The organism is Salinispora cortesiana, assembly GCF_000484695.1.
GTDB classification, from domain to species: Bacteria; Actinomycetota; Actinomycetes; order Mycobacteriales; family Micromonosporaceae; genus Micromonospora; species Micromonospora cortesiana.
The window spans coordinates 19,011-30,962 of record NZ_AXVR01000051.1; the positions used below are offsets into that span (position 1 = coordinate 19,011).

Consider the following 11,952-nt stretch of genomic DNA (forward strand, 5'->3'; position numbering starts at 1 on the left):
GTGACCGAGGGAAGCTGGTGCGTGCTGGCCCGCGATCAACCAGGCGGGTACGATCCAGCGCGGTACCGGTACGGGGCGGTAGCTCAGCTGGTCAGAGCAGGGGACTCATAATCCCTCGGTCGCGGGTTCAAGCCCCGCCCGCCCCACCAGGAAAAACAGGCAAGTGAAGATCGCCAAAACCGGCGTTCAGGTGCACGGCAGGTGCACGAGGCCCAAGAATTCGGGGGCGCGTCACGCGGACGCGTCCCCGAAACTGTGCAGCGATGGTCTAGCCGCGGCCTGAGCCCCGCGACGGGAGCCGGGAAACCGTCGCTCCATCCGTGCCGCTGGTCACAGTCTGGACCTGCTCCATCAATGTGCGGGCGGTCGCGTCGCCCTCCGCCAGGAAGAGCTCCATCGCCTGCCGGATGGCCCGCTCCTGTCGAGCCTCGTAGTACGTACGGATCTCATCGACCTCCCTAGCGCGCCGGTCCACGTGGAACACGATTAGCCACGTGAGGGTGGTGGCCACGGCGGAGATGCCGAGAACGACGAACGTCGCGAGGGATGCCGCGTAGTCGGCGGTCAGCGGCATGCCGACGCGATGCTCCACATCAGCGCGGATACCCGCCCACGCATAGATTGAGACGGTGCCGAGGATGCCAGCGGCGATGCCGTAGAGGCTATGGGTACGGCTATTGCGTCGGCGGGCGATGATGGCCTGCACGGTGGCTTCCTGCTGGTCGCGGCTGGCGTTCCGCGTATCGTCGCCGTCGTATGCGGTGATCATTTTTGCTCCGATTCCGTTGACGCTTTTGGGGATCGGCGACGCGGTATGGAGTTTCTCTGCGTCCCCCTGCTGGGTGCGGCCTTGCGCCCATGAGTGTTCGGGCACCAGGTGATGCCGTGTCTACGAGGACCCGCGGCGCACTGGCTGTCGCCGGCCGATGGTTTCGACCCGAGCCATGCGGTCGGCTGGTAGGCCGGCCAGGGTGGCTACCATGGCGATGTTGATGTCGCCGTCGGCCATCGCGTGCAGCAGGTCGACGACGGAAACCAGGTCGTATCGACGTGCGGTGCACCAGGCGGTGCAGGTTGGCTGCCAGCGTCCGATCTGGTGGGTGGGTCCGTAGATCGCGGCGCGTAGTGCGGGTGGGGGGTTGGTGGCGGAACGGCTGGCTGCGCATGACGTATTGGATGACCTCCTCGGTGGCGGGTGGGTATTCGAACACATGTGCTAGCGGATGGGAAGACGCCTCACGGGAGTGTCGAAGGATCTTCGCCTGCTAGAGACGGCGATGGTGCGCGACCGAGGGCCACACCCCCCGCGGGGGCCCTCGTCACCGATGGTCAGCCTCAATGATCACTGATCAGCCGGACCAATTTTACTATCAGATCCACAATCAACAAGCAATATTTGCAAGCGGGATTCACATCTTTTGTGGCTTGTCCGACACGCATTGGCTGAGATGAAATCGGCTAGCTCCAGGAGTGCGGACGTACGGGAATTCATGCGGCGCGACACCCCGAAGGCCGCTACATGGAGGTGACAGCGTGACGTGCAGGCGGGGAGTACCGTCGATGACGGCGGCCCGCCGGGGTTGAGGCCGGCGGCCCGCCGCCCAGACCTCAACCTGGGAGGCCAACATGGAACCGACAATTGGCGAGCACCTCGCGCAGATTCGCCGGCGGTCAACGCTGACGCAGGAGCCGTGTCCGCCCACCGAGACCGCCTACGACTACCTCGGCTCGGTCGGGCAGGGCAACTGGGCGCCCCCGCAGCGGGCCGGGAGCCGGCGTTGACGCCCGGCGACGCGACTGTCCGCCGGTGGCGGCGGGACCTCACCGAGCACCGGCAGGTCGACGGCCGGTGCCCCGTCTGCGCGACCCCCCGGCGGTGCTGGCCCTGGGCAGAGGCGTACGGCGAGCTAATCGCCCACAACTTACTTGACCCAACGGGCACTGTTGTTCGGCCGGTCTGGCCTGTGTCACGGCAACGGTCGTAGGGGCCGACAGGACAGATCAAGTCGGGCTACGCCTAGGCCACTGCGATGGGTGTGGTGTGTGCGGTGAGTGCTGAGGTTGCCGCTGCATGGGCGACGAGGACGGCGTGTAGTCCCGCATCGAGGCAGGCGCCTTCGTTGTCGTGACCTAGTAGCGCTGCGTGGAATGCACGATGTTCGCGGAGTAGTGGGTCCGCTGGTTGCGGCGTGAAGCGGGTGATGTCGCCGGGCGCTACACCCCGGTAGGTCTGCTGATCAGCCGTGGGTGTGGGGGCGCCGTTGCTGCACCAGGTTAGTGATGCGGCGATCGTGTCGGCGGTGAGGCTGCCGTGTTCTCCGGTGACGGTAATGACACGTTCGGGGGCCGGGGTCAGCCAGTTGACGTGGTGTTGGGCAATCGCGCCGTCGGCAAGCTGAGCGATCGCGGCGAGTAGGTCCTCATGGGGGCGGCCGCTGCGGTGCGCGGTGCGGGCGGTGATGGAGGTGTACTGCTGGCCGGTCAGGCCGGCGGTCAGGTCGATGTCGTGGGTGGCTAGGTCGTGGATGACGCCGATGTCGGCGATCCGGGCAGGATATGTGCTGGTGCGTCGGGTGCTGATGTGAAAGATGTCGCCGAGTAGTCCGTTCTGTAGTCGGGCGCGGAGGGCGGTGATCGCCGGGTTGAAACGTTCGGTGTACCCGACCATGGCCGGCAGTCCGGCTGATTGGTAGGCGTCAACCAGACGGCGGGCTGATTCCGGATCGGGGGCCAGGGGTTTTTCGATGAGTGTGGGAACGCCGGCGGCGGCGAGACGCAGCCCGAGGTCGGTGTGCCGTGAGGTGGGTGCCGCCAGCACCGCATAGTCGAGTCCGTGTTGCAGCATGTCGTCGAGGTGGGTGAAGAGGGTGATGCCGGCGGCGATGCGGTGGGGGTCACCTGCGGGGTCGACGGCGGCTACCAGGTCGACGCCGTCGAGTGCGTACAGTGCTCGGGCGTGGTGTCTGCCCATGTGCCCGAGTCCGATGAGGCCGGCACGTAGCGGTCGGGTACTCATGCCGCCAACTGCTCTCGGCGGGCGTGCTGGAGCACGGCGGTGATGACCCGGTCGAGGTCTCCGTGGGCGAGACCGGGGTGTACGGGCAGCGACAGTACTTGGGCGGCGGCATTGTCGGTGTGGGGCAGGTGAACGGCGGTGCGGTAGGCCGGGCTGCGGTGCAGCGGGATTGGGTAGTGCACAGTGCAGCCGATCCGGTCTCTGCGCAGGGCTTGGGCAAAGGCGTCACGGTCGTCGTTGACGCGGATCGTGTATTGGTGGTAAACGTGCCCGGCGCCAATGCCGGCGGTCGGTGGGAATATGCCGGCGACATCGGCCAGTGCGGCGTCGAGGCGCGCGGCATGGGCGCGGCGCGTCGCGGTGTGGGCGGTGAGTTTGCGTAGCTGGGTGCGGCCGATTGCGGCGAAAACGTCGTTGAGGCGCCCGTTCGTGCCGACGATCTCGTGGCAGTAGCGGGTTTCCATGCCGACGTTGCGTAGTAGCCGCAGTGTGCGGGCTAGGCCCGGGTCAGCGGTAGTGACTATTCCGCCTTCGACCGACTGCATGTTTTGGTGGGGTAGAAACTGAATGCCGCGGCAGTGCCGAACGTGCCGATGGGACGTGCGTGCAGGGTCGCGGCGTGCGCCTGCGCGGCGTCCTCGATCAGCGCGATTCCATGCTGATCGGCCAGTGGGGACAGGGCGTCCATGTCGGCGGGGTGCCCGAACAGGTGCACGGGGATGATCGCCGCGGTGCGGCGTGTAACCGCCGTGGCGGCCGCAGCGGGATCGAGGCAGAACGAGACGGGGTCGATGTCGGCGAAGACGGGTGTCGCGCCGGTGAGGCGAACCGCTGCGGCGGTGGCGGCGAAGGTGAACGCCGGGACGATGACCTCGTCGCCGCCGCCGATGCCCAGGCCGAGCAGAGTTAGCCACAGGGCGGTGGTGCCGGAGTTGACGGCGATGCAGTACCGGCCGTCAACTAGGTCGGAGAACTCGTCCTCTAAGGCGGCGACTTCGCGGCCTTGGACCAGGGCTCCGGAGCGCAGTACTCGGACGGCGGCCGCGATGTCGTCCTCGTCGAGGTGAGCGCTGGCCACTGAGATCATGTCGATCATGGGGTGTCCTTTCTACCGGGTGCCGCCCGGCAGAAAGGCCTAGCGGTCAGTGTGCGGGGTTGGCGGGATCCCACCCGTGGTGCAGGTAGGCGGTGCTCTTGGTACGCAGGGCATCAGCACAGGCGTGCAGCCTGCGGGCCATGTGCGGTGCCATGAGTTTGTTCCACTGCTCGGGCCCCGCCAGGCGCCATTCGCTGAGCTCGTCGGTCTGCAGACTCAAGCGCTTGTCTGCGTCGTCTTGGGTGATGTAGCCGCCGTCGAACAGGAAGTTCGCCAGCGCGGGCCTGCCGTCGGGTTGTGGGGGAACCCAGTCGAGGGCCAGGAGCCGACCGGGTGTCAGTTCCAAATCGAGTTCTTCCTTGACCTCCCGACAGACTGCCTGCCAGGGGTATTCGCCGTGCTCAAGCCCGCCACCGGGGATCTCCCATGTGTCGCTGCGGTAGTTGGGCCGCACGAGCAGGAACCGGCCGTGCTCGTCGTGCAGGATGGCACCGGCCCCGGTGATGCTCTTCGGCAAGCTCGCGTAGTACTCGGTGGGAGGTAGGACTCGACTCATGCCGGGCGACGCTAGCCAACCCACGGCCCCCGTGCACTCCTGCCACACCCCGTACCCCGAACGGGTGACCTGGCAGGAAGTCAGCCATCGCAGGCGGCTGCGGTGTCGCCGAGCAGGTGCAGCTCGCCGCTCTGGAGGACGTATTCGCCCGAGCAGCGCGGGCAACGTAAAGCATCTGTGAGGGTGTGGCCGCAGATGCACACCCACCCGCACTGGCGGGCCGGGTTGCCCGCGACCAGGGCGTGCGGGAGGACGTCGCGTACGACGACCGCGCCGATCGCGACCAGGGCGTCATGTCCGACCGTGATCCCCGGCGCGATCATGGCACCCGCGCCCACGGTGGCCCGGCGGCTGACGGTAACGGGGCGCTGGTCGAAGTCGGTGTGCTGCTTGCGGCGTCCGTCTGGGGTGGTGGCCCGCGGTGCGGGGTCTTCCAGCAGCGCAGCGTGTGGGTTGATCATCGCGTCATCGGCGATGTTCGCGCCGAATACGCACGCATAGTTGCCAATCTTGACGCGGTTGCCGATCTGGCTGCCGGTACCGACGTAGACACCTTTGCCCAGGGTGCAGTCCGCGCCGATGCACGCGCCGGCGGCGACCTGGGCCGCATGCCAGAGCCGGGATCCAGCGCCGACGACGGCGCCGTCGTCGACCACGCCCAGTTCCGTCTCGACGGCTACCGACGCAGTGCCGAGGTCAGCGTCGGCGCACGGGATCACGGCACCAAACCCACCCAGAAGGTCATCGATGTTATGGGTGTTGGCCAGAATATGGTCAGGGATCGCGATGCCGGTAGCCTGCTCGACGGCATGGACCAGTACGAGGCGGTCCAGGGAGTCCAGGCCGAGGTCGGCGAAGGACCGGTCGTCCTCGATGGGGCCACGCTGGGGGCGAGCCGCGGTGATCGCGGCCAAGAGCGCTGTTCGCAGTGTAGCGGTGTTAGCGGACATCGGGAGTGCCTTTCATCCGTCGAGGCAGGGCAAACAGGGCAGGGACGACTTCAACGACGGGGGCGGAGCGCCACAGCCGGCGCAGTGCCGCTCCCTGCTCGCAGGCGTCGTCGAGGAGCACCTGCAGAGCGAGTTCGACGAACTCGCTGAACTGTTCGGCAGCGGCCGTCGGCAGGTTCGCGCCACCCTGCACCAAGTGCTCGATCAGTGCCTGCGCGGCGTCGTTGTCCAACGCGGCGCTGGCAGCCGGGGTCGGCATCGGGCGCAGAACCCGGTACGGGTGGTCGTCGAGGGTGCCGGGTGCGGTGATCTCGTCAGCGATCAGGGCAGCGATGCGCGGTGCGAGTAGGACCCCACACCGATAGGTGGCCGTAGCCAGCAGTAGACGCGGATCTCGGGTGCGTCCCAGCAACGGCAGGTGGTCCACCGTGTATGGGCGCAACCCGACCCGGTGGCCGCGCACCTGCGCCCCGGCAAGGCGGTGGTCAAGCAGGGTGCTTGCGTCTGCGGCCAACACGGCCAGTTCGTCGAGCGTCGCCGGGTGGGTGAGGTCGACGCTGGTGGTCAGCCGGTTCGTCGCCCCCAGATACACGGTGCCGTCCGCGCGGGGGACCAGGTGCGCGCCGCATGCGAACGCCGCGTTCGGGGTCCGGACCACGTGCGGCACGCTGACCGCGGGTGCGTGCAGGAGCACACTCGCGCCGCGACCGGCCAGGATGGGCGGCACTCCGACTGGGCGCCCGGCCTCGTCCAACAGCGACGCGGTTGCGACGCCGGCGGCCAGCACGACATCGCCGGCTTCCACCCGCGCACCGTCTGCGCATCTCACGACGCCGGTCGCGACGCCGGTCGCGGTGGTGTCGTGCCAGACCGCCCGCGGGTGCCGGCGGATGACCCGCGACAACGCCTCCATCAGCAGGCCGCTGTCGATGCGGGCCTCGGTCGGCAGCCACAACGCGCCCGCCGTGTCGACAGGAGTGTGTAGCCCTGGAATCTGTCCTGCGTCGTGTTCCTCTGCCGGGTGCCCCGCGGCCCGCGCTGCTGCCGTGATCGGTGCCAACTGGGCCAGCCGCCCGGCCGGTGCGAGTACCCAGGTGCCCGCCACCGTGGATACCACCCGTTCACCGGTGGCAGCGAGACGGCTCAGCCAGGCCGGGTACGCCCGGTGGGCAGCGAGCCGTTCACCGGTCTCGACCGAGACCCGGTCGCCCGGATGGCCCGGCTCGATCTCCGAAAACATCGACAGCATCGCCCCGGCGGCCCGGGTCGCCTGCCCCGCGTGGTCCCCGCCGTACGGACCGATGACCGCCACCGTGAGCCCTCGGGCCAGCAACTCCTCCGCGACAGCTAGCGCGACCACTCCGGCACCGACCACCGCCACGTCGTAGGTTTCAGGCATCGCTGACACCGGCCTCGACGGTGACGAGCTGCGCGGTCGCCGTCGCTTCGAAGGCGACCTTGGCCTGCAGGATGCATCGGCGCAGGCCGGTGGCAGCCGACCGGGGGTCGCCCAGAGCGGTACGACCGTGCGCGACGCGCCGTTGGTCAGCGATGAGCAACTGCCCGCGGCCCAGCATGATCGCCCGGGTCTCGCCGCTCAGTGCCTGCGCGAAGCGTTCCAGGATCGGCAGGTACCGCTGATTGCGGGGATCGTCGAGCAGCTTGCCCGCCCACCGGATCCACGGCCAGCCACCATCCGTGGCGGCAGTCACCATCGGGAACGGCAGCAGAGGGGCGCCCACTCCGAGTAGTCCGTCCGCCCGGCCCTCGAAGACCTCGGCACGGCGCAGCATGGCCTGCTCAGCATCGGTCAGATGTGCCAGCGCCTCCTGTAGATCACCGATCAGTGAAACGCCGCCGCCGGCCGGATCCGGGCGCAACACCAACAGACTGGTGTAGTCCGGTACCTGCCGCACGTTCGGGGCGTCGATGTGCAATGCCTGCGCCCCGAACCCACCAAACGACGCCCGATCACGCTCCGGCGACGACTCACCGCCGATCCACAGCGCACCGTTCTGATCGATGGAGAAGAACGGCCGGCCAAGCGTGGCGAGCAGCCCGGCGGCCACCCGCTTCATCTCCTCGTCACCCAGTTGGGGTGGCAGCGCGACCACCGCCCAGCCCGGTGCGGTCGGTACAGCTCGGGCCAGCCGCCGCCGGATCGCATCGAGCACCGCCTGGGCAAGCGGTGCATCGAGCACCTGGCGGGCTGCGAACACGTTCGGTGCGGACCACCGATGTCCGTCCATCTCCAACGTGCACACCTGCGCCAACCGGCATGCCAGCGTGCTGGGCACGACTACCCGTACCGGATCTGCGAACAACATGACGAACTCCTCCTCCGAGCTGTTGTCTGAACGGCCACTGCGGTTGGTGTATCTATTGCCGCCGATCGCCACCGTCCGCCGATAGCGGCTCTGCAAGGCCCGCAACGCGTGTGCATGATCCGCAAATCACGACCCACCAACTCGCCGTGACAGTGAGTTACCGTGATAAAGGTGGATGCCAATAAGTGCAGGCCAACACCGACCCACCCGATCTGGCAGTCCCCGGAACTCCGCGCTGCCGTAGCCCGCGACGACGCCGGAACCGTCATCCGCCTCGTACGTCAAGCCGCCGGTCTGACCCAGGGCGAACTCGGGAACCTATGCGGATACTCCGGCTCAACAATCTCGCGCCTCGAACGCGCCCCACTGCACGACATCAGCCTCCGCCGCCAACTAGCCCACACCCTGTCCATCCCCGCGGTGATGCTCGGGCTGTCGGATGACGTCCGTCGACACGACGGCCGTGCCGTCCCCACCTCGGACGCGAGCAACCCCGAGGCCGATAAGCTCCGCCGATCAGGCAACGGCGAAGGCGGCGACCTCATGCGACGACGGACCTTCCTCACAGGCGCGGCCATAACTACGGTCGCCGGCCTCACTACCAGCCCGGAACCAGTCCCGACGACCGGCCTCGAAGCGCTGCTGTTCACCGACGCCGCAGCCCTGCCGACAGCACCTGACACGCTCACCGCCGGCCTAGCTGCGGCGAGCCGCGCCTACGCCGACAGCCGCTACACAGAACTCACCCGCGGACTTCCCAGCCTGCTGGCCGGTCTGCACACTGCCCGGGGGCAGGCGACCGGCCTCCAGCGGGAAACCCTCGCAGGCCACCTCGCCCGGGCCTACATGCTCGCCTCGTCGGTCTGCACGAAGCTCGGCGACGACGCCATCGCCTGGGTACTCGCCGACCGCGCCCTAACCGCCTCCCGGGACACCGGCAACGGTCTGGTAGTCGCCGCCGCCACCCACACCATCGCGATCGCCATGCGTCGTGAAGGCCACCACGACGGCGCCCTGCATCTGCTCACCACCACCGCCGAAGGACTGGGCGCCGACAGAAGCGCCGACGCGGCGCTCATCACGGCATACGGGAAGCTCCTGTGCACCGCCGCGTACAGCAGCGCCCAGGCGGGCAACGCATCGTCCGCTGCCACATTTATCGACGAAGCCGCCGCGGCAGCCAGCCGGCTCGGCGGCACCACCATGACCGGCACCGTGGTGCCGCTGAGTCCAGCCACCGTCGCCATCTACAAAATCGGTGTCTACACCGCACTCGGCGAAACCGGCGCCGCCCTGCGCAGCGCTGAAACCATACGACCAGCCGAGTTGCCCAGCACCGAACGGTACGGCCGCTTCTGCGTCGACACCGCCCGCGCATGGACCCACCACGGCAAGCCCGACCGTGCTGTTCAGGCCCTGCTCTCTGCGGAACGGTACGCTCCCGAAGAGGTCAACCGCCCCTCGGTCCGCGACCTCGTGTCATCGCTGCTGTACGCCCCAACAGCGACTTCGGCGGGACTTCGCAATCTCGCGACCCGCGTCGGCGCCGCCATCTGACGGTCCGATGTCCCAGCGACCCAACGTCCAGTAGGTGGGGCTGTCCTCCTCGAAGTTTCGTTCTGTCGCAAAACCGACAGCGGTCACGACGGGCGATGGCCGACTGGCTGGTTGCAGCAGCGTGCGGGCGTGGGCCACATTGCACGCCATGGATGACGCCACCGGCCGCCCCCGCATGCCCTCGACAGTTCTTGCTCCCGTCGGCTTGTACGTGATAGCCGCCCTCACGTGCGCACTATCGGCCGTCTTCAATGTAATCAACAGTTCTGACCGAGCAGCGGCGACAGTGAGCATGGCTACTGTCGCCGTGGTTGCGATCGTGACGGCCGTCGGAATGTGGCGGGCCTGGCCTCCCGCCCGGCAGCTGGGCATCGGCGTTGCCGCGCTTCTCCTCATTGGAGCTTTGGCCAATCCCGGGCTGCTTGTGCTGGCGGTTGTGCTCACCGGGATCATCCTGGGATGTCTGCTCACCGCATCGGCACAGGCGTGGTTTGAGCCGGCCGTTCAGGCGGGCCCCTGAGCCGCACCGGGTTGGCCAGTCGGCACCTCCTGCCCGCAGGCGATCCTGGCGGCGGGGACGGGCGAGCCGGCCGAAGACATGGACTGGCCCGCCTTCACGGGGGCAAGGCGGGCCAGCGAATCCGAGGGTAGACGAACGGTATGACCACTTCCAGAGCGGAACCGCGAGGGCATCCGGCTGTTCGGGTCGGCGGATGCGTCAGACGACCAGCAGCGGAACCGCGTGCCCCCGGTAGGCGCCCGGGTTGCAGGTCACCACCACACCACGCATAAGCCGCGCCTCGTACACGGTGTGCCGAGTAGCTACGTCGCCGACCAGGTCGTGGATCTCGATAGCGACATGCGGGTCGAGCGGTGTGGCCGTCAGCCCGGCGGTTAAGAGGATCGGCTCCCACATGCCGAACGATCCGCGGATCTTCCGGTTCGCGTCCGCGACGGCAGCCGCCGGAAGGACGATGGCCACCTCGTTGGCTTCCGCGCGGGTCATCAGGTCGAACACGGGCGGGTAGGCGTCGAACAGGGCGATGATCGCCGACGTGTCGAGGATGCGGGGTCTCACGCCACGGCCTGGCCGGCGTGGTCTCCGTAGATCCGGTCTGCGTCGCGCTCGGCGCGGTCCTCAGCCTCCCGCAGTTTCTGCTGTTCCTCGGGGCTGAGTGTCGGTGGCTGTTCGATGCCGAGGGCGTCGGCGAGTCTGCGGCGTACGAGGGATTGGTAGGCGATGCCTTCCTGGCCGCTGGCGTGGTAGTACTCAACCTTGGTTGCCGCGGTGTGCCAGGCGAGGTCTGTCCTGGACCGAACTTCGTCCTCGCTGAGGTAGCCGAGGGCAACAGCCACCTCGAGCGGGTTGATGCCGAGGGCGCGGCAGACGGCGCGCACTTGTGCGGGCTGGGGTGATCGGCCGTTACCGGCTTCCCATTGCAGGATGGTGTGCGGGGAGACGCCGGAGGCGTCGGCGACGTCTTCTTGGCGTAGGCCACGTTTGGCTCGTTGCACCCGGAGGAGGCGTGCGAAAGCCTCGTGTTCGGATCCGGGTCCGTAGGGCATGACGGCATGGTAGCGGTATACCGACGGTTGGGCGATGCATCTCGGCAGGGATGGTTCGGTGTGCCGCAGTTAGTTGACTGCCGGCCGCCGTCAGTATCGCCCACCGGCTGTTGCCGGCGCTTCTCAGTCAACGGCTTCTCGCACGCGGTGCTGGTCCGGCTGGACGGGGGTGGCCATGAGTTCCATCATCCGCCCGATCAGACCAGCGGCAACCGAGTCGAGGCCGGCGACGTCGGTGGCCAGCGCGTCCGCTACGACCTGCTCCGACCATCCCTTGGCGAGCACGGTGACGACGTGGCTTACCAGGCGTCGCGATTCGATGACGGTCATGTCGCCTTGGTAGGGGTCGGCGAGGCGGGTGGCGGTAGCCATGATGGCGAGGTCTGCTCTCGTCTTCGAATCATCCGTCTTCCTCTTCTCCTGCCTGTCGGAGCGCGGCGAGGCGTCAGGTTCGACGGTGGGGGAGGAAGGGTTGTTAAGAGGATTCTTGGAAGGGCTTATTTGGGGGGTATCCATACCGGGGGTGGGGCACGGCCCCGGCGTTGTTCTTTTACGTCCGCTTTGATCATGGTTTGTTAGATGCCGTAGACGGCGAAGGTGTCGGTGCGGTCGTGTAGGTCGCGGCGGGCGTGGGCGATGTTGGCGCGTCCGGCGAGGCGGAAGGTGTTGAGGGCCAGGTTGCGGAAGGCTGCCATGTTCCGTGGGGCGGTGCCGGTCCTGAGTTGGGAGGTGTCCTCGTGGAAGGTCACATCCCGGGTCCAATGAAGGCTGTTCTCTACGGTCCAGTGACCTCTGGCGTAGTGGTTGAGGTGTTCCGGGCCGGCCTGTCCGGCGTCGAGACTGACGATGCCGTGGATGATCTCTTTACTAGTGCGGACACCGTC

General features: G+C 67.8%; 13 protein-coding genes, 1 tRNA gene and 2 pseudogenes. 4 read left to right on the plus strand and 12 right to left on the minus strand.

Translation table 11 applies throughout. The features are described from left to right. Positions 1 to 72 precede the first annotated feature (72 nt). Positions 73 to 149 (plus strand) — tRNA-Ile (locus tag K228_RS0119195). Between the two features lie 119 nt (positions 150 to 268). Here the strand turns inward: K228_RS0119195 and K228_RS0119200 are convergent. Both K228_RS0119200 and K228_RS29665 read right to left on the minus strand, forming a co-directional pair. Beyond that, complete coding sequence (locus K228_RS0119200) at positions 269 to 769, minus strand: hypothetical protein (protein ID WP_025619899.1); 501 nt, start codon at positions 767 to 769, stop codon at positions 269 to 271. A 129-nt stretch (positions 770 to 898) separates the two neighbouring features. Further along, a pseudogene (locus tag K228_RS29665) lies at positions 899 to 1,166 on the minus strand (hypothetical protein); the annotation flags it as partial. A 460-nt stretch (positions 1,167 to 1,626) separates the two neighbouring features. Here K228_RS29665 and K228_RS28435 point away from each other — a divergent pair. After that, positions 1,627 to 1,782: a hypothetical protein gene (locus K228_RS28435; protein ID WP_155251598.1), complete on the plus strand. Its 156-nt coding sequence runs from the start codon at positions 1,627 to 1,629 to the stop codon at positions 1,780 to 1,782. Between the two features lie 235 nt (positions 1,783 to 2,017). Here the strand turns inward: K228_RS28435 and K228_RS0119210 are convergent, their stop codons facing one another. From K228_RS0119210 to K228_RS0119235, 6 genes and pseudogenes are all read right to left on the minus strand, one after another. After that, the gene (locus K228_RS0119210; protein ID WP_025619900.1) at positions 2,018 to 3,016 is read right to left on the minus strand and encodes a Gfo/Idh/MocA family protein; all 999 of its coding nucleotides are present in this window, start codon (positions 3,014 to 3,016) and stop codon (positions 2,018 to 2,020) included. Continuing rightward, positions 3,013 to 4,112 (minus strand): annotated as a pseudogene (locus K228_RS25875) (DegT/DnrJ/EryC1/StrS family aminotransferase). Before K228_RS25875 ends, K228_RS0119210 begins: the two are co-directional and overlap by 4 nt. Before the next feature lie 46 nt (positions 4,113 to 4,158). Then, positions 4,159 to 4,668, minus strand: a complete 510-nt coding sequence (locus tag K228_RS0119220) for an NUDIX domain-containing protein (protein WP_025619901.1) — start codon at positions 4,666 to 4,668, stop codon at positions 4,159 to 4,161. A gap of 80 nt (positions 4,669 to 4,748) precedes the next feature. Next, complete coding sequence (locus tag K228_RS0119225) at positions 4,749 to 5,582, minus strand: phosphopantetheine-binding protein (protein ID WP_025619902.1); 834 nt, start codon at positions 5,580 to 5,582, stop codon at positions 4,749 to 4,751. Positions 5,583 to 5,607: 25 nt separating this feature from the next. Further along, entirely contained in the window at positions 5,608 to 7,017 is a 1,410-nt protein-coding gene (locus K228_RS0119230; RefSeq protein WP_025619903.1) for an FAD-dependent oxidoreductase, read from the minus strand. Beyond that, a complete protein-coding gene (locus tag K228_RS0119235) occupies positions 7,010 to 7,945 on the minus strand; it encodes a TauD/TfdA family dioxygenase (RefSeq protein WP_029723775.1) in 936 nt (311 codons plus the stop codon). Before K228_RS0119235 ends, K228_RS0119230 begins: the two co-directional genes overlap by 8 nt. A gap of 171 nt (positions 7,946 to 8,116) precedes the next feature. Between K228_RS0119235 and K228_RS0119240 the strand changes: the two genes are divergently transcribed. Next, a complete protein-coding gene (locus K228_RS0119240) occupies positions 8,117 to 9,502 on the plus strand; it encodes a helix-turn-helix domain-containing protein (protein WP_188116220.1) in 1,386 nt (461 codons plus the stop codon). A 148-nt stretch (positions 9,503 to 9,650) separates the two neighbouring features. After that, entirely contained in the window at positions 9,651 to 10,022 is a 372-nt protein-coding gene (locus K228_RS28440; protein ID WP_155251599.1) for a hypothetical protein, read from the plus strand. 198 nt (positions 10,023 to 10,220) lie between these two features. Here the strand turns inward: K228_RS28440 and K228_RS0119250 are convergent, their stop codons facing one another. From K228_RS0119250 to K228_RS0119265, 4 genes are all read right to left on the minus strand, one after another. Continuing rightward, on the minus strand, positions 10,221 to 10,580 hold the full coding sequence (locus K228_RS0119250) for a hypothetical protein (protein WP_025619907.1): 360 nt from the start codon (positions 10,578 to 10,580) through the stop codon (positions 10,221 to 10,223). Next, on the minus strand, positions 10,577 to 11,068 hold the full coding sequence (locus K228_RS29670) for a helix-turn-helix domain-containing protein (protein WP_245603520.1): 492 nt from the start codon (positions 11,066 to 11,068) through the stop codon (positions 10,577 to 10,579). The genes K228_RS0119250 and K228_RS29670 overlap by 4 nt, the downstream gene beginning before the upstream one ends. Before the next feature lie 123 nt (positions 11,069 to 11,191). Beyond that, positions 11,192 to 11,398 (minus strand): hypothetical protein, encoded by a 207-nt coding sequence (locus K228_RS0119260; protein WP_188116221.1) that lies wholly within the window; start codon positions 11,396 to 11,398, stop codon positions 11,192 to 11,194. 245 nt (positions 11,399 to 11,643) lie between these two features. Next, the coding region (locus K228_RS0119265) for an ISAs1 family transposase (protein WP_025619910.1) at positions 11,644 to 11,952 on the minus strand (309 nt) is incomplete at its 5' end.

Bases quoted from the DNA above. Each gene is read 5' to 3' on its own strand.
- K228_RS0119200 (WP_025619899.1), bottom strand. From the start codon at position 769: ATGATCACCGCATACGACGGCGACGATACGCGGAACGCCAGCCGCGAC.
- K228_RS28435 (WP_155251598.1), top strand. From the start codon at position 1,627: ATGGAACCGACAATTGGCGAGCACCTCGCGCAGATTCGCCGGCGGTCA.
- K228_RS0119210 (WP_025619900.1), bottom strand. From the start codon at position 3,016: ATGAGTACCCGACCGCTACGTGCCGGCCTCATCGGACTCGGGCACATG.
- K228_RS0119220 (WP_025619901.1), bottom strand. From the start codon at position 4,668: ATGAGTCGAGTCCTACCTCCCACCGAGTACTACGCGAGCTTGCCGAAG.
- K228_RS0119230 (WP_025619903.1), bottom strand. From the start codon at position 7,017: ATGCCTGAAACCTACGACGTGGCGGTGGTCGGTGCCGGAGTGGTCGCG.
- K228_RS0119235 (WP_029723775.1), bottom strand. From the start codon at position 7,945: ATGTTGTTCGCAGATCCGGTACGGGTAGTCGTGCCCAGCACGCTGGCA.
- K228_RS28440 (WP_155251599.1), top strand. From the start codon at position 9,651: ATGGATGACGCCACCGGCCGCCCCCGCATGCCCTCGACAGTTCTTGCT.
- K228_RS29670 (WP_245603520.1), bottom strand. From the start codon at position 11,068: ATGCCCTACGGACCCGGATCCGAACACGAGGCTTTCGCACGCCTCCTC.
- K228_RS0119260 (WP_188116221.1), bottom strand. From the start codon at position 11,398: ATGACCGTCATCGAATCGCGACGCCTGGTAAGCCACGTCGTCACCGTG.